12 protein-coding genes are annotated in these 16,595 nt (G+C 69.0%); 9 read left to right on the top strand and 3 right to left on the bottom strand.

Annotated elements, in window-relative coordinates:
* The 3 genes from ACVBEQ_RS12500 (at window position 1) to ACVBEQ_RS12490 (ending at window position 3,039) form a co-directional block, all read left to right on the top strand.
* Window positions 1-435: a hypothetical protein gene (locus ACVBEQ_RS12500; RefSeq protein ID WP_447153627.1), complete on the top strand. Its 435-nt coding sequence runs from the start codon at window positions 1-3 to the stop codon at window positions 433-435.
* Window positions 436-573: 138 nt separating this feature from the next.
* Window positions 574-1,245 carry a DUF6766 family protein gene (locus ACVBEQ_RS12495; RefSeq protein WP_447153626.1) on the top strand — a complete coding sequence of 224 codons (672 nt, stop codon included), beginning with the start codon at window positions 574-576 and terminating at the stop codon, window positions 1,243-1,245.
* Between the two features lie 186 nt (window positions 1,246-1,431).
* A complete protein-coding gene (locus ACVBEQ_RS12490; RefSeq protein ID WP_447153625.1) occupies window positions 1,432-3,039 on the top strand; it encodes a phytoene desaturase family protein in 1,608 nt (535 codons plus the stop codon).
* A 337-nt stretch (window positions 3,040-3,376) separates the two neighbouring features.
* On the opposite strand, the gene ACVBEQ_RS12485 is transcribed toward ACVBEQ_RS12490, so the two are convergent.
* Window positions 3,377-4,042, bottom strand: coding sequence for an SRPBCC family protein (locus ACVBEQ_RS12485; RefSeq protein WP_447153624.1), 666 nt, complete (start codon window positions 4,040-4,042; stop codon window positions 3,377-3,379).
* A 455-nt stretch (window positions 4,043-4,497) separates the two neighbouring features.
* Between ACVBEQ_RS12485 and ACVBEQ_RS12480 the strand changes: the two genes are divergently transcribed.
* Genes ACVBEQ_RS12480 through ACVBEQ_RS12470 form a run of 3 tightly spaced genes read left to right on the top strand, consistent with a single transcriptional unit; the run spans window position 4,498 to window position 8,765 of the window.
* The gene (locus ACVBEQ_RS12480; RefSeq protein WP_447153623.1) at window positions 4,498-6,780 is read left to right on the top strand and encodes a glycosyltransferase; all 2,283 of its coding nucleotides are present in this window, start codon (window positions 4,498-4,500) and stop codon (window positions 6,778-6,780) included.
* A 46-nt stretch (window positions 6,781-6,826) separates the two neighbouring features.
* Window positions 6,827-7,840 (top strand): glycosyltransferase family 4 protein, encoded by a 1,014-nt coding sequence (locus ACVBEQ_RS12475; protein WP_447153622.1) that lies wholly within the window; start codon window positions 6,827-6,829, stop codon window positions 7,838-7,840.
* On the top strand, window positions 7,809-8,765 hold the full coding sequence (locus tag ACVBEQ_RS12470) for a glycoside hydrolase family 130 protein (protein WP_447153621.1): 957 nt from the start codon (window positions 7,809-7,811) through the stop codon (window positions 8,763-8,765). Before ACVBEQ_RS12475 ends, ACVBEQ_RS12470 begins: the two co-directional genes overlap by 32 nt.
* A 92-nt stretch (window positions 8,766-8,857) precedes the next feature.
* Here the strand turns inward: ACVBEQ_RS12470 and ACVBEQ_RS12465 are convergent, their stop codons facing one another.
* Together ACVBEQ_RS12465 and ACVBEQ_RS12460 are read right to left on the bottom strand one after the other, a co-directional pair.
* Window positions 8,858-9,946 (bottom strand): TerC family protein, encoded by a 1,089-nt coding sequence (locus tag ACVBEQ_RS12465; protein WP_447153620.1) that lies wholly within the window; start codon window positions 9,944-9,946, stop codon window positions 8,858-8,860.
* 152 nt (window positions 9,947-10,098) lie between these two features.
* Window positions 10,099-11,316 carry a PucR family transcriptional regulator gene (locus ACVBEQ_RS12460; protein WP_447153619.1) on the bottom strand — a complete coding sequence of 406 codons (1,218 nt, stop codon included), beginning with the start codon at window positions 11,314-11,316 and terminating at the stop codon, window positions 10,099-10,101.
* A gap of 148 nt (window positions 11,317-11,464) precedes the next feature.
* On the opposite strand from ACVBEQ_RS12460, the gene ACVBEQ_RS12455 reads away from it, so the two are divergent.
* The 3 genes from ACVBEQ_RS12455 (at window position 11,465) to ACVBEQ_RS12445 (ending at window position 16,510) form a co-directional block, all read left to right on the top strand.
* Window positions 11,465-12,091 carry a serine hydrolase domain-containing protein gene (locus tag ACVBEQ_RS12455; RefSeq protein WP_447153618.1) on the top strand — a complete coding sequence of 209 codons (627 nt, stop codon included), beginning with the start codon at window positions 11,465-11,467 and terminating at the stop codon, window positions 12,089-12,091.
* Window positions 11,974-12,612, top strand: a complete 639-nt coding sequence (locus tag ACVBEQ_RS12450) for a serine hydrolase domain-containing protein (protein ID WP_447153784.1) — start codon at window positions 11,974-11,976, stop codon at window positions 12,610-12,612. The genes ACVBEQ_RS12455 and ACVBEQ_RS12450 overlap by 118 nt, the downstream gene beginning before the upstream one ends.
* Window positions 12,613-12,769: 157 nt before the next feature.
* Entirely contained in the window at window positions 12,770-16,510 is a 3,741-nt protein-coding gene (locus ACVBEQ_RS12445) for a 5'-nucleotidase C-terminal domain-containing protein (RefSeq protein WP_447153617.1), read from the top strand.
* Window positions 16,511-16,595: the final 85 nt, after the last annotated feature.

The following is a 16,595-nucleotide window of genomic DNA, read 5'->3' as shown; positions in this document are numbered from 1 at the left end:
GTGCGGCATGCACCGCTGATCCGTCGCGAATCGCGAAGGAAGGCGGCGAGAGCGGTCGCTCTCGCCGCCGCGGTGCTGTCCACCACGTCCTGTGCTGCCCTGCGCCCCGATGCCGAGACGGCGGGTCGGGTCGCGTCGGATTTCACGACCGCCGTGACGGCCCACGACACCGGCGCTGCCTGCTCGTTGCTCGCGCCGGCGACCCGCTCAGAGTTGGAGTCGGACGGAAGCTCCTGCGAACAGGCACTTCTCGACAAACAGATTCCGACGGGCGGCGCCATCGAGCACACCGCCGCGTTCGGTCGCAGCGCCCAGGTCGTGCTGCGCGGCGACGTGGTATTCCTGTCGGATTTCAATGGCCGGTGGCTGGTGACCGCGGCCGGTTGCCGCCCGGAGCGCGACGCTCCCTACGACTGCGCGCTGACCGGAGGATGAGCCATGCGAGCCGCATTCTGGACATACCTGGCAGCCATCGCGGTCGGACTCGGCTATTTCATCGTCATCGGCTTCCTGGGTCGATGACGAGACAGTCAAGCCACGAACGCACCATTGAGACGCTGGAACGACGAAGCCATGAAAACGATCCGCGACAACGGACTGGCAATCTTCTTCGGCGCCCTCTTCCTGGCGGCGTTGATCGGCCAGGCGCTGACCGGGGTGGCCGTGTACAACAGCGAGCAGACGGCAGCCGGACTGCCCGACATCTCTTTGCTGCAGTACGTCACGTCATCGAGTTTTGCGGTCGACGTCGCCGAGAACTGGCAGTCGGAATACCTGCAATTCCTGCTGTTCATCCTGTCCACCGTGTGGTTGGTACAGAAGGGTTCGCCCGAATCGAAATCGCTCGATCAGCAGGGCACCGAGTCCGACGAGGAGCAGAAGGTCGCCGAGCATTCGGATGATCGTTCGCCCCGATCGGCCCGTCGCCGCGGGCCGCGACTAGCGCTCTTCTCGCGTTCCCTCGGCATCGTCATGGGCGTGATCTTCGCCGGGAGTTGGTGTGCGCAGTTCGTCGCCGGCCGGGCCGCCTTCAATGAGCAGCGATTCCGGGATCTCCAGGACCCCGTCGACTTTCTCGGTTACCTGCACTCCGCGGATTTCTGGAATCGCAGCCTGCAGAATTGGCAATCGGAATTCCTCGCCGTCGGCAGCATGGCTGTGCTGTCGATCTACCTCCGGCAGCGCGGATCACCCGAATCCAAACCGGTGGGTGCGCCGCACACGGCGACCGGCGTCGAGGGATGACCTGACCGCTCGGCTTCGCCGGACGTCCGCAACCGAGCACGCCACGATCGCGTGCGGGGTGGGGTCGCACAGATCACCGGCCGGATGATGCGGCTACGGGCGTGAGCGCGACCCGCGCGGGGTACACGCCCAACGGCCGATGTAGGGCCGGCCGGAGCAACACCGGTCCGACACGAAGGGGTATCCGTGACTCCCACAACAACCGTCGATGCGGTCGTCATCGGTTCCGGTCCCAATGGCCTGGTGGCGGCCAACGCACTGGTCGATGCCGGCTGGGACGTTCTGGTCGTCGAGGCCCAGGACACGGTCGGTGGCGCGGTCCGCAGCGCCGAGGTCACCGCCCCGGGCTTCTGCAACGACCTGTTCAGCGCCTTCTATCCACTCGCCGCGGCATCGCCCGTCATCCGGGATCTGGAGCTGTCCAGGCACGGGCTGGAATGGATCAAGGCGCCGGACGTTCTGACACATGCGCTCGACGACGGCCGGGCGGCGGTGCTCTCGACCGACCCCAACACCACCGCCCAGAGCATGGACTCGTTCGCCGCCGGTGACGGCCAGGCCTGGCTCGACATGTTCGCGCACTGGCAGCGCATCCGGGACCCGTTGCTGGACGCCCTGTTCACCCCGTTCCCGCCGGTGAAGTCGGCGCTCTCGCTGCTACGCAAGCTCGGCACGGCCGGCACGATCGATCTGGCCCGGCTCGCCGTGCTGCCCGTCCGCCGACTGGCCCAGGAGAACTTCCGCGGCGAGGGCGCCGGGCTGTTGCTGACCGGGAACGCCCTGCACAGCGACCTCGGCCCGGACGCGGCCGGCAGCGGGGTGTTCGGCTGGCTGCTCGCCATGCTCGGCCAGGACGTCGGGTTCCCGGTACCCAAGGGCGGTGCCGGACGGTTGTCCGGTGCGATGCACTCCCGGTTCATCGCCGGCGGCGGGCAACTCACGACCGGTACGGCGGTGACCGCCATCGAGATGAAGGGCGGCAGGGCCACCGGCGTCCGATGTGCGGACGGCACGCTGGTGCACGCGCGGAACGCTGTGCTGGCCGATGTCTCCGCCCCGTCGTTGTACCGGGACCTTGTCGGGCTGCAGCGCCTGCCCGCGGGGATGCAGCGCGAACTCGACCGCTTCCAGTGGGACTACGGCACGCTCAAGATCAACTGGGCGCTGGACTCGCCGGTGCCCTGGCGAGCGGACGGCGCCCGGGGCGCGGGCACCGTGCACCTCGGGGTGGACGGCAACGGGTTCATCGATTACGCCGCAGACCTGACCTGCGGGCGATTGCCGCGCAAACCGTTCGTGCTGTTCGGGCAGATGACGACGACCGACCCGACCCGGTCACCGGCCGGCACCGAATCGGCGTGGGCGTACACGCACGTCCCGCAGGGCGTCGAATGGTCGGCCGAACAGATGGAGCAGCACGCGCTGCGGGTGCAGGACTCGATCGAGCTGCTCGCACCCGGTTTCTCGTCGAGCATCCTGGCCAAGAGCCTGCAGACCCCGGCCGGCCTCGAGGAGTCCGACGCCAACCTCGTGCAGGGCGCGACCAACGGCGGCACCGCGAGCATCCACCAGCAGCTCTTCTTCCGGCCCGTTCCCGGCACCGGCCGGCCCGAGACGCCGATCCCGGGCCTCTACCTGGCGAGCGCTTCGGCACACCCCGGCGGGGGTGTGCACGGTGCCTGCGGGTGGAACGCCGCTCTTTCCGCACTCGGCGCGAACAGCCGCGTCGGCGCGGTTCGGCGTCAACTGAACAGGACCGCCTGGGCGAGGTTGCTCCCGTCGGGGAAGTCCTGACCGGAGCGCCCACGGCTCAGCTGGCCGGGCTCACCTGCATACCGGGCACGGGGCACACGCCACCGAGCGGGAGGCACCCATCGGGCACCGCGCGCGGCACCTGGTCTGGCCACGCCCACTGACACGTCAGCAGGGACTTTCGGCTCAGAACGGCCCGCGGACCCTGCACACGTGGCACTGGGCGCGGGACGAGTCGGTGCCGCGCGAAGCAGACCGGCGCACAGCACGTCCCCGCGCGGTGAGCGGCGTGCTGCGGGCCCCGCGCGAAGCCGACCGGCGCACAGCACGTCCCCGCGCGGTGAGCGGCGTGCTGCGGGCCCCGCGCGAAGCGAAACCCTCAGGCGCCCGCCTGGCCGGAGGACCCACCGGGCAGCGCCTGCTCCAGCCGCAGCCGGTAGCGGCCCTCGGCGATCAACGCCAGGCGGCGCAGGGTTTCCACGTTCCGCGGGCCGATGGCCAGCTGCCGGACGGGTGCCGGTATGGCCCGGCCGGGGCCCGCGGTGGCGTCTTCGGTGATGCTGACCGTGGTGTGCTCGGCGCGCTCCGGGGTGAGCGTGATGGAAATGTGGGCCTCGCCGATCGGCCATCCCCTGGCCTTCAGCACCAGCTCGCGTTCGGGCTCGGACCGTACGACGTCGGTGCTGTCGTCGATCAGCAGCGGCCAGAGGCCGACGGAGTGATGGATCCGGCTGCCCTCGTCCGGCCAGTTCCGGTCGACTTCGCGGATCCTGGATGCCCCGACCACCCAGGTCGCGTACTGCCAGCCGTCGGCGAGCACCGACCACACGACGTCGGCGGGTGCGGCGACCACCTTGCTCACGACGGGCTTGCCTTCTGTGGGGCTGCCCTTGCTGGCCTCGGGCGCCGAGTCCTTACCGGGCTGCCGGCCCGACAGGCTGACCTCCGCGGCGCCTCCGGCGGATTCGGTGCCGACCGAAGATCCGACCGCAAAATCGACCGAGGCATCGTGCGATGACTGGGGAGCGCGACCGACGTCGGACATGAGGCAAACCTCCGGGCGATGAGCGGCGGCGCAAGGCCGGCTGACGACGAGTGGTGTGGACCGTGCCCCGCAGAGGGGCTCTCGGAAGCAGTTCCCCGACGGCACCGCGTTCAACCCGTTGCCCGAGGTCGCGGCGGTTCGGCGGACCCCGCCAGGCTGATATTCTCAGCCCGGCTGCACCGCCGTGCGGACCGGGTCGACGATGCCTCGTGGGTGGTTCGTACCGGCCGGATTTCCTGGTCCTTTGTCAGCCACAGCTCGCCGGAACAGTGCGAGCCCTCCCTCGTGCCGACCGATTCCGTCGCTGCTCGAGTCGATTTCAGTACGAAGACACTCACCCGATGACGGGATGATCCGCGGCCGCCGGTGGTTGAACCAGCCTGCCTCGGGGAACCGCCATGCCACGCATCACCCGCCCCGGAAGAGGCCATCAACATGTCGATCGGGATCGAGAGATGACCACACGTATTGCCCTGGTCTCGACCTACCCGCCGCGCCCGTGCGGTATCGGAACCTTCTCGCGCGACCTGCGTTCGGCGTTGTTGGAGGCGGACCCGACGATCGAGGTCGACGTGCTGTCGATCATCCGCGATCACCACGCGATCCAGGAGCCCGAGGTCCTGTCGGTGATCCGGCAGGACGTCCGGGCGGACTACGTCGCCGTGCCGGCGTTGCTGGACGGGCGAGGTACCGACGTCGTGCTGATCGAGCACGAGTACGGCATCTTCGGCGGCGAGGCCGGGTCCTACGTGCTGTCCCTCGTCAAGGACCTGAACCAGCCGTACGTCGTCACCCTGCACACCGTGCTGTCCGAGCCGACCACCGAGCAGGCAGCCGTGCTGGGGAAGCTGTGCCACGGGGCGGCGCTGGTCAGCGTCTTCACCGAGACGGCCCGCAGCATGGTCGTCGACGCCGGTATCGCGCCGGCCGGGCGGGTGCGCGTCGTCCCGCACGGCGCGCCGACCATTCTGCTGCCCGAGGTCGTCCGCGCCGCCGGCAGCGCCGCCGTAACTGCCGCAGCACCGACCGTGGGCCGGACCATGGCCCACCTGGAGGGCAGAACCGTGCTGTCCACCTTCGGCTTGATCTCCGCAGGAAAGGGCATCGAGACCGCGATCGCAGCACTATCGGACATCGTTCAGCTGCACCCGGAGGTGCTTTACCTCGTCGCAGGTCAGACGCACCCCGAGGTCGTCAAGGAGGAGGGCGAGCGGTACAGGCTGTCGCTCGAACGGCTCGTCCGCGACCGCGGGCTCGAGCACCACGTCCAGTTCCTCGACCGGTTCCTCAACATGGAGGAACTCGCGTACCTGCTGTCCTCCACCGACCTTTACCTCACGCCGTACCGCTCCCGCGAGCAGATCGTCTCCGGTGCGTTGACCTTCGCGGTCGTGGCCGGCTGCCCCGTGGTGTCGACGCCGTACTTCTACGCCGAGGATCTGCTCGCCTCCGGGGCGGGCATCCTGGTCCCCTTCGACGACCCGAGTGCCTTCGCCGCCGGCGTGCTGCAACTGCTGGACAACCCCGAGCAGCTGGCGGCCGCGGCACGGGAAGCACGCCGGGTGGGGGCCGGCCTCAGCTGGCCCGCGGTCGGCGCGCTGACCGTGGACGTGCTACGTCATGCGCAGGGACTCGGCGTTCCCGCCGAGGGCGGCGTCGGCCCGGGCCGGGTGGCGTCATCGCCCTCGATCCGGTCCGATCACCTGCTCACCCTGGTGGACGACGTCGGCATCGTCCAGCACGCGGACGGCGTCGTCCCGAACCGGGCCAGCGGCTACTGCGTCGACGACATGGCCCGGCTCCTGATCGTCGCGCTCGGCCTGGACCGCGAGTCCGACGACCGGACGTTCAGTCGGATGGTCACGGTCGGGCTGAGCTTCCTGCGCTACGCGTGGGATCCCAAGGCCGGCGGAATGCACAACTTCATGGCCTACGACCGGCGCTGGCTGGACGAACCGCACAGCGGCGACCACCTCGGTCGAACAGTGTGGGCACTCGGGGCCGTCGTCGCCGCCCACCCGCCTCGGGCCGTCGCCGGGCCGAGCCTGCGACTGCTGGAGGAACTGGCGGACACCGTCGAGCAGACGGACAGCATGCGCACCATGGCGTTCTCCGTCATCGGACTCACCCGGCCACCGCTCGGCTCACTCACGCCGCGGCTGCAGCGGCTGCTCGAGGTCCTCGCCGAACGGCTGACGTATTTCTACACTTCGTTCAGCACGCCCGACTGGCAGTGGTTCGAGGAGAGCCTGACCTACGACAACGCCCGGCTTCCGCAGGCCCTGATCGCGGCCGGCCACCGGCTGGGCAGGGCGGACATGCTGGCCGCAGGCCTGGAGGCCCTCGAGTGGTACGGCGCCCAGTGCCTGCTTGACGGTCCCGCGGTGCGACTGGTCGGCAACAGCTGGCACCGGACAAAGGACAGCCCGCACGCCGCACCCCAGGACGGTGACGAGCAGGCGCTGGACGCCGCGGCTCTCGTCGAGGCCCTGACCGATGCGTTGACGGCCACCGAGCAGCGCTCGCACGGCGCGCGCGCCGTCCGTGCGTTCGAGTGGTTCCTGGGCCGGAACCGGCTGGGTGAGCCCGTCTACGACTTCGCCACCGGCGGTTGCCACGACGGGCTGTCCGCGAACAGCCTGAACGACAACGAGGGCGCGGAATCCACCCTTGCGTTCTTCCAGGCACTGCTGGCCCTGGAGGCGGCGGGACTCCAGTCCTCCCTCCCCCAACCGTGATGCGGCACGACTTCCCGGCCGTCGGGCGCACCGCGTGAAGGTCGCCATGCTGGCCCCGGTTGCCTGGCGCACGCCGCCGGTGCACTACGGCCCGTGGGAGCAGGTCACCAGCCTGATCACCGAGGGGCTGGTCGCGCTCGGCGTCGACGTCACCCTGTTCGCATCCGCCGACTCCATCACCTCGGCAAAGCTGGACAGCGTGACGGCGGTTCCCTACGCGGACCACCCGGAGGTCGACGGCCGGGTCGCCGAAGCCCTGCACGTGGCGCACGTGCTGCACCGGTCGGGCGAGTTCGACCTGGTTCACAACAACCTCGACTGGCTGCCGCTGAGCTTCATCGAGGTCTGCGCCGCGCCGATGGTGACGACCGTGCACGGCTTCTCGAACCGCGCGATCCTGCCCGCCTACCGGTTCGCCGAATCGACCGGACGTTCCTCGCTCGTCTCGATCTCCGATGCCGACCGGGTCGCCGACCTGCGCTATGCCGCGACGATCTACCACGGCATCGACCTCGAGCTGCTGCCGTTCTCGGCGGCCGGCGGCGTGGATCTGGTCATCCTCGGCCGGATCTCCCCGGAGAAGGGCACCGCCGAGGCGATCGAGATCGCCCGCCTCGCCGGTCGCCGACTGGTGATCTGCGGCATCGTCCAGGACGCCCAGTACTTCCACGACCGGGTGGAACCGCACATCGATGACGACAGCGTTGTCTACCTCGGTTCGGTCCAGCCAGACCAGCGCGCCGCGGTGCTCGGCTCGGCGCACGCGCTGCTGCACCCGATCGCCTTCGCGGAGCCGTTCGGGCTGTCCGTCGTCGAGTCGATGGCTTGCGGCACACCGGTTGTCGCCTACCGGCTCGGCTCGATGCCGGAGGTGGTCGACGAGGGCGTGACGGGCTTCCTGGTCGACGACGCGACCGCCGCGGCCGCCGCCGTCGATGCCGTCGGCGACCTCGATCGCGGCAAGTGCCACGCCACCGCTGCCGCGCGGTTCAGCGCCGAACGCATGGTGCGGGACTACCTTGCCGTATATGAACAAGTCCTCGGGCGTCGTGGTCGGTGACGGCTTGTTCGCGCGTGCGCGCGGCAACCCGCTGCTCGCACCGGAACGCTGGCCGTATCGCATCAATGCCGTGATGAACGCCGGCGCCACCATGGTCGGGAACGACACGGTGCTGCTCTGCCGGGTGGAGGACCGCCGCGGCTTCAGCCATCTGACCGTCGCCAGGTCGCATGATGGCGTCTCCAACTGGGTCGTCGACAACGAGCCGCTGATGGCGCCCCGGCCGGATCATCCCGAGGAGGAATGGGGCCTCGAGGACCCCCGCATCACCCGGGTCGACGAACTGGACGCCTGGGTGATTGCGTACACCGTGTTCGGCGCCGCCGGGCCGGCCGTCGCGCTGGCCACCACCACCGACTTCGCGTCGGTGAAGCACCTCGGTGTGGTGTGCGTCCCGGAGGACAAGAACGCCTCCCTGCTGCCGCGGCGGATCAACGGCGAGTTCGTGCTGTTCCACCGGCCGGCGGCGGTGACCGGCGGACGCGCCGATGTCTGGATGTCCCGGTCAGCCGATCTGCACAGCTGGGGAACGCCGGAGCCGGTCTTCGGCGCCCGGCCCGGCGGATGGTGGGACTCCGCGCGGATCGGCGTGGGGCCCCCACCGATCGAGACGGAGCGGGGCTGGTTGGTGGTCTACCACGGCGTCCGCACAACTGTCGCCGGCGAGCTGTACAGGGCCGGACTGGCACTTCTCGACCTGGACAACCCCGCCCACGTCCTGAAGCGGTGTGACGAATGGGTCCTGGGCCCGTCCGAAGACTACGAACTCAGCGGGGACGTTCCCGGCGTGGTCTTTCCCTGCGGGCTGATCCACGACACCGACAAGGGCGTGCTCCGTTTGTATTACGGCGCCGCGGACTGCAGGGTCGGGATGGCCTCGGCGAAGTTCGACGAAGTGATGGCCTTCATCGACGAGCACGGCTGAGGAACCCCGCGAGACGCCGATGTGGCACCCGGGTGTCCCGGGTGCCACATCGTCATTCTGTTTGGTGACTCGCGCCTTCGGTGCGCCGGGCGCTAGCGCCGGTCGTGACCTGAACCCTGGCCCACCCGTTCCCCGTCGGACTCGGTGTGGTGCACCACGTCCGGGTCGTCTGCATCGACGGTCAGGGCGTCGGAGCCCTCGCCGTCAGCCGCTGCAGCGGCCAGTTCCTCGGGGCCGTCCGTATCTTCGTCGGGCAGCGGGTTGCGCAGCGACGCGATGATCGAGACGGTCAGCGCGATCACGATGACGCCCAGCGACACCAGCGACGGGATCTCCGGGATGGAGGTCGAGATCACCTTGTGGCCGGCCTGCAGGAAGAGCTTGACGCCGATGAACGCCAGGATGAAGGCCAGGCCCTTGCCGAGGTAGTGGAACTTCTTGAGCATGCCGGCGAGCAGGAAGTAGAGCGCCCGCAGACCCAGGATGGCGAAGGCGTTGCTGGAGTAGATGATAAAGGTGTTGTCGCTGACCGCGAGCACTGCGGGAACGCTGTCGACGGCGAAGATCAGGTCGGCGGCCTCGATGGCGACCACGACCGCGAACAGCGGGGTGGCAATGCGCTTGCCGGCTTCCTTGTAGAAGAACTTCGTGCCGCGGTACTCGTCGGACACCGGGACGATCTTGCGGAGCAGGCGCACGGCGAAACTCTTGCCGGGATCGATGCTCTCGTCGTCGTCCTTGATCAGCTTGTAGGCGCTGTAGATGAGGATGGCGCCGAAGACGAACAGGACCGCCGTGAAGGTGGAGACGATGGCGACACCGAGCGCCAGGAAGATGCCGCGGAAGATCAACGCGCCGATGACGCCGTAGAACAGCACCCGGTGCTGGTACTCACGGGGGACCTTGAAGTAGGCGAAGATCAGCGCGAACACGAAGAGGTTGTCGACGCTCAGTGATTTCTCGAGCAGCCAGGCGGTGGTGAACTCGACACCGGCATCGGCGCCGAGGGTGAAGAAGATGACGACGGCGAAGATCAGCGACAGGCCGACCCAGACGGCGCTCCAGATCGCCGCTTCCTTGAACTTGATGATGTGCTCGCCCCGGTGGGCCAGCAGATCGATGGTCAACATGATCACGACCACGGCAGCGAATGCGGCCCAGGCCCAGAACGGAACTGTCACGGGGTTTCCTCGATGCAAGATTGGAATGCCTGAGTTGCCGGGGCGGACCGCTCCGACTTCTCCACTGTGCCGACTTCCGGGCTGCCGATCCACGGCATCATCACGCTGTCTTCGGCGTCTGATCCTGCCGGGATTCGGCAAAGAGGACGGTTTCAGCGGCGATCCGGCCAGCCCAGCAACCGTGCCCCGGTGACGGCGGTCTGCAGTTCGAAGCGCTGTGCCGGATCGACCGGATCCCGGCCCGTCAGCTGCGCGACCCGTTCCAACCGGTAGGTGAACGCCCGGACCGACAGATGCAGCGACCGGGCGCCGAGCGAGGCGTTGCCGCCCGCGGCGAAATAGGCCTCGAGCGTTTGCAGCAGTTGCTCGGCGCCGCCTCTCGCCCCGGTCAGCGGGGTCAGCACGGCGTCCACCAGCTCACGCATGGCCTCCTCGTCACGGACCAGGACGCGCTGCACCATGAAGTCGGCTGCGTCGAACACCCGACCGCTGCCGCCGAGCCGTCCGCCCAGTCGCAGAGCCTCGCGAGCCTGCTCGTAGGACAACCGCACTCCGCCCGGCCCCTGGTGGGGTCGCCCCACACCGATGCGCCAGTCGCCGACCTGGGCCGTTCGCCGCAGCTGCACACCGGTGCCGCCGATCGCGGGGAGGCTGCCGGTCAGACCGGTGACGACCTGCTCGACGGCGCCGCGATCAGGGGCCGCGAAGATCACCACCAAGGAGCCCTCCTTGGTGGTGACCAGCGCGTCCGCGTCCGCCTTGCTGCCGAGAATCGAGCGCTCCAGCATCGCGGTGAGCGGTGCGGAATCGGTGAACGGCTGCTCCGCCTCGACGACGACCACGGCATGCGGGCCCGCGAGGGTGAGACCGAAGGACGCGGCCCGTTCGACGAGACCGGCCAGTCCCTGGGTGCCGCCGAGCAGGAGGTCGTCGACGAACTCGCGGCGGGCAGCGGCCTGTGCGGCGACCAGCTGACGCCGTGCCAGCTGATACCCCTCGGTCAGGGCGCCGACCACATCGTCCGCGGCGCGCAACATCAACTCCCCGGCCCTGACCACCGCCGGTGGGTCGACGGTGGCCTGGGCGACCGGCGGAAGCCGGGACCAGAGACGCCAGGCAGCGGAGAGGAAGAGGTCGAGCACCGGCCGGAGAGCGATGCCGCGAGCGGCCGCCTTGCGTCCGGCATCCCGGAACGACGCCAGATTCCTGCGGCTGAGCCGGTTTCCCGCCGTCACCGCGGCGAGCAGCACGGGCAGGAAATCGCCCAGCAGCTCCGCGTCGCCGAGTCCCGCGTCCTTTGCGGCGGCCGCGGCGATGGCCGCCAGTGCGGACTCTTCCGACAGCTCCTGCGCACCGGGCACCGTCGTCATATCGGGCTCAAGGCTACGTGGTGGTGCGGACCGTTCACCGCTGAGTTCGCCGCGTCGCGGCGGTCCGATCACCAGGCGGCCGATCGCTGCCTATCGAATCGCTCGGGTCGGGAGTAGGTATGACGACGGGACCAGGGTCAGGCACGCGGTGATCAGGGACGCGGTGATCAGGGACGCGGTGGTCAGGCACGTCGAGGAGGGCGACCCGCCCGGTGCGGTGTGGGCGGTCGTGGACGCCGACGGTTCGGTCGCCGATCACGCGGGCACGGCCGGTCCGGGCGGCGGCGACATCGATGTGCACACGGTGTTCCGGTTGTCGTCCACCACCAAGCCGATCGTCGCGGCGCTGGCGATGACGCTGGTCGACGACGGCACCCTCGCATTGGACGACTCCATCGATGATCTGCTGCCCGAACTGGCGGACCGTCGGGTGATGATCGATGCCGCCGGATCGGTGACCGACACGGTGCCGGCCCGCCGTTCGATCACCGTGCGGGACGTGTTCGAGTTCCGGTTGGGAATGGGCATGGACTTCTCTGCGCCGTGGCCGAGCCCGTTGATGGCGGCGGCGGCGGAGGCCGGGCTCCCGATGGGACCGCCTGCGCCGCAACAGAACCCGGCGCCGACGAGTGGATGCGCCGGCTCGGCACCCTCCCGCTGGCGTACCAGCCGGGTCAGCGCTGGCTGTATCACACGGGCGCCAGTGTGTTGGGTGTTCTGGCCGCGAGGGCCGCAGGCCGGCCGCTGCCCGAACTGCTCGAGGATCGCCTGCTGATCCCGCTCGGCATGAGCAGCACCGGGTTCGGGGTCCCGCAGCAGGCAGCTGACCGGTTGGGACCGCTGTGGACGCCCGCCGAGGATGACGGCGCCCCGCAGGTGTACGACCTGGCGGACGGTCAATGGGCGACGGCGCCGGTCTTCCCCGATGCAGGTGACGGGCTGGTCTCCACCGTCGGCGATGTGGCGGCCTTCGCCGCGATGCTGGCTGCCGGGGGCGTTGCCGGCGAGCGACGGATCCTCAGTGCCGCCGCCGTCCGGGCGATGACTGCTGCGCAGGTCGGCCCGATCGACGACGCGGGGATGGGCTGGGGACTCGGGATGGGCGTGCGTGAGCGGGACGAGCCCGGCGGTCGTCATGCCGGCAGTTACGGCTGGGACGGCGGCCTGGGAACGTCGTGGTGGACGGACCCGGTGTCCGGGGTGACCGCCATCCTGCTGACGAATCAGACCTGGTCCTCACCCCAGCCGCCACCGGTGTTCACCGACTTCTGGTCGGCCGCCTTCAGCGGTCAGTGACGACGGAATGGTCCGGACGGGGCATGTGAATCCGAGTGCTCGACGAGCAGAACTCGCTGTGACGAGCGCCACATTCGACCGTTGACGGTAGATCCCGGTGGTGCTTGGTTGAGCATGCGCCGTGCTCAGTGCGCGGCTCGTCGGCACTGGAGGCCCTGTGAGCAATCGGTCCGCCCGTTCACTTCTCACCCTCGCCGTCTGCACCGTGCTGGTGGTGACGACAGTCGGCACGATCCCGGTGGCGGGCGCGGCGCCACCCGCCCCGGCCGCGGTCACCGGCTCCACCCCCGGACACCACCGACCCGACCCGGTGCTGTTCTTCGCCGCGGACGGCATGCGGCAGGACATCGTCGAGCGGTACGCCCGGCGCGGCTCCCTCCCGGCGATGCGCGAATTGCTGCGCAAGGGTGCATCGGCCACCGGCGGTGGGCTGCTCACCCAGGCCCCGCCAAATACCGGTGCGGGCTGGTTCAGCCTGGCGACGGGTGCCTGGCCGGCAGTGACCGGATCGACCAACAACACGTTCCACATCAACGGACAGCCGTTCGGCAACCGGACCTCCGCCTTCGACCCGGGCGTCCTGCAGGCAGAGACCATCGCGCAGTCGGCCGAGCGGGGCGGCCTCAAGGTCGCGCAGATCGAGTGGGCGGGCGGCCGTGGCGGCACCATCAACGGACCGACACTGGACTTCCGGGCGACTCTTTCCGGCCGAGGCGTCGCCACCAACTACATTTCCGCCGCCGACGACCCGGCGTTCACCGCGTCGTTCGGTCTCCAGTTCGACCACCCGGACGGGTTCGCCGGCAACGCCCCCTTCGCGGACGCGGCGCCCACGGCCGCCGTCGGCTGGACCAACGTCCCGACGAGTTACAACCCGGCGCAACAGATGCGGCTCCGGATCGTCGACGCCGGCACCGACAAGTACGGCCTGAATGCGTACCTCTACGACAGCACGAACGACGGCCGCACCAATTACGACCGGGTGTTGTTCGCCCGCGGAAAGGACGGCGCCACCAAGGTGGCGGACCTGCGGCAGGGCCAACTCGCAGACGTCAAGGTGGCCGTCCAGGGCGGGGCCCTCGACGGCAAGACCGCGGGGTTCCTGCTCAAGGTGGAACGGCTCCGCCCGGACCTGTCGCAGGTGCGGCTCTTCCACACCTCGGTGGCGCGGGCGAACGCCAGCTGGCCGACCTGGCCGGGTGCCTCCGGCTTCACCGGTGACTTCGCGGAGTACGTGGCCCAGCGATTCCCGAGTTCCACGGCCGCTGACTTCGCGGTTCTCGAGGCCGGGATCGTCAGCGAGGAAACGTATGTCGAGCAGGGCCTGTACTGGGAGAAGAGCACCCGCCCGCTCGCGACCTACATCCTGGACACCTACAAGCCCGACCTGGCCCTGGTCGGCTACCCCGTCACCGACGAATTCCAGCACCAGTTCCTCGGGCTCGTCTCGAAACGACTCCCGAACGGACAGCGCAATCCCGCGTACGACGACGTGCAGGTGAACGGGACCCCGGATGGTCGGGTCGCCCAGCGGGAGGCGTTCATCCGCCGGGCGTACCAGGGCGCCGACTCGATGCTGTCGCTGGTCCAGCGGAAACTCCGTCACGAGACCACCTTCGTGTCGTCCGACCATGGGTTCGCACCGCAGTTCGCCGCGGTCGACGCCAGCAGGGTGCTGGTGAACCTCGGCCTGCTGTCCACACCGCAGACGTCCAATTGCCGGCCGGCCACCGGAGAGACCATCGGAAAGGCCAAGGCCTGCTGGGCGGGCGGGACGGTGCAGATCTACCTGAACCTCGCCGGGCGCGATCCTGCACCGCCGGGCGGGCCGTACCAGCAGGTCAAGGCCGCGGATGAAGCAGCGACGGTCGCCGCCATCAAGGCCGCTTACCTGGCCGTCGCGGACCCCAACGACTGGACCGGCGACGGGCAGCCCGAGGGCTGGAAGGTGATGGACCGGGTCTACAGCAAGGCCGAGGCCCGGTACATCCCGAACGGGGCGGGGTCCACGGCCAACATGGCGCACCCGACCCGTACCGGTGACGTGGTGGCGTTCGCCTACCCGCCGTACCAGTTCGACGCCGCGACACCCGGCACCCTGGTCGCCCGATCGGCATTCTTCGGCCAGCACGGCTACGTCCCCGACGTGCAGAACCTGTCCGCCAACGTGAACATGCGGGCGACCTTCCTGGCCGGCGGTGACGCCATCTCCCGCAAGCGGGTCAGCGGAGTTCGCACGATCGACATCGCCCCCACCATCGCCTATCTGCTCGGAGTGCCGCTGCCGCAGCAGAGCCAGGGCCGGGTGCTGCTCGACGTGCTGCGCAACGGGCGTTCGGTCACCCCGTTGACCGTCCTGGGCCTGAACGACTTCCACGGACAGCTGGACCCGACGACGCTGTCGGTCGACGGCATCAACACGCCCGTTGGTGGCGCGGCCACGCTGGCGACCCTGTTCGACGAGGACGCCGCAGCACTTCCGAAGCCGGCACTGCTGCTCGCCGCCGGTGACAACGTCGGCGCATCGCCGCCCAACTCCGCGTTGCTGGAGGACAAGCCCGCGATCGACGTCGAGAACGCCTGGGGCCTCGACGCGACGTCCTACGGCAATCACGAGTTCGACTTCGGGATCGAGCGCTTGCTCCAGCAGCAGGAGCGGGCCGACTTCCCGTTCCTGGCCACCAACATCGTGGACGAGGAGACGGGGCGGGCTCCGTCCTGGGTGCAGCCATCGGCGGTGTTCACCGTCAACGGGGTCAGGGTCGGCGTCATCGGCGCCGGCCTGGAAGACACCCCCGAGCTCGTCTCGGCCGGGGCGACCGCGGGGCTGACGTTCCTACCCGCGGCGGAACGCATCAAGGCCGAATCGGAACGGTTGCGCCGCAAGGGCGTACGGGTGCAGATCGTGGTCATCCACGAGGGCACCGCGAATGGAACCAACGCTGTCGACGGCACCCCACCAACCCCGTGGGAAGGGCCGATCGTGGGCATCACCGAGGCGTTGCAGAGCACCACAGTGGACGCCGTCATCGCCGGGCACACCCACCGGGTGTCCAACCTGATGGTCGGGAAGATCCTGGTCTCCGAGGGCATCAACGCCGGCGCGAGCTATTCCACTCTGCAGCTGATGGTGAAGGGCGGCGATGTCACCTGGGCGGGCGGATCGACCAGGATCGCCACTGCATTGGGCGTCGCGCAGCGGCCGGACATCAAGGCGATCGTCGACGACGCCAACGTGCAGACCGCCCCGCTCCGCAACCAGGTGATCGGCACCCAGAGCGCCGACATCAAACGCGATCCGACCCGGCTGAATGAGTCCGCGATGGGCAATCTCGTCGCCGACGCGACGCGACGGAAGTATCCGGGCGTCGAGGCCGTGCTGACCAACTCCGGCGGCCTCCGGGCGGATCTCAATGCGAGCCCGCCGTCGACCGGCGAGGAGCAACCCGGCGAGATCACCTGGGGTGAGGTGTTCGCCGTGCTCCCGTTCGGCAACACCACCGTGACCCTCACCCTCACCGGGCAGCAGCTGACGGACGCGCTGCTCAACGGGCTGTCCCCCGCATGCAATCCGCAGATCGCAACAGGCCGGTTCCCGCAGGTGTCGGGGCTGAAGATCACCTACCGCTGCAACGGCACCACACCTGTCATCACCGAGCTCTCGAAGGCACCGGACGGCCCGAACGGCACTCTGACGCCGATCGGTCCGACGGACACCATCCGCATCGTGACCAACGACTTCATGTACACCGGTGGCGACGGCTACACGGCCCTGCGTGACGGAACCGACGTGCTGCTGACGGGCAACCCGTTGCTCGACATCGTCATCGACGACATCCGTGACAACTCCCCGATCTCGGCGGCAGTGGAGGGCCGCATCGTCCGCGAGGTGCCGTGATCGGCACGCCCGGGTAAACGAAACGGGGGGGTAAAAAAAAAAAAAAAAAAAAAAAAAAAAAAAAAAAAAAAAAAAAAAAAAAAAA

The organism is Nakamurella sp. GG22 (assembly GCF_052976845.2).
The sequence above is the reverse complement of the archived record's forward strand: the minus strand, read 5'-3'. Positions and strand labels throughout refer to the sequence as shown.

Excerpts from the sequence above, each read along its gene's own strand:
- ACVBEQ_RS12460 (WP_447153619.1), bottom strand. The coding sequence starts at position 11,316 with ATGACGACGGTGCCCGGTGCGCAGGAGCTGTCGGAAGAGTCCGCACTG.
- ACVBEQ_RS12475 (WP_447153622.1), top strand. The coding sequence starts at position 6,827 with ATGCTGGCCCCGGTTGCCTGGCGCACGCCGCCGGTGCACTACGGCCCG.
- ACVBEQ_RS12485 (WP_447153624.1), bottom strand. The coding sequence starts at position 4,042 with ATGTCCGACGTCGGTCGCGCTCCCCAGTCATCGCACGATGCCTCGGTC.
- ACVBEQ_RS12480 (WP_447153623.1), top strand. The coding sequence starts at position 4,498 with ATGACCACACGTATTGCCCTGGTCTCGACCTACCCGCCGCGCCCGTGC.
- ACVBEQ_RS12495 (WP_447153626.1), top strand. The coding sequence starts at position 574 with ATGAAAACGATCCGCGACAACGGACTGGCAATCTTCTTCGGCGCCCTC.
- ACVBEQ_RS12470 (WP_447153621.1), top strand. The coding sequence starts at position 7,809 with ATGAACAAGTCCTCGGGCGTCGTGGTCGGTGACGGCTTGTTCGCGCGT.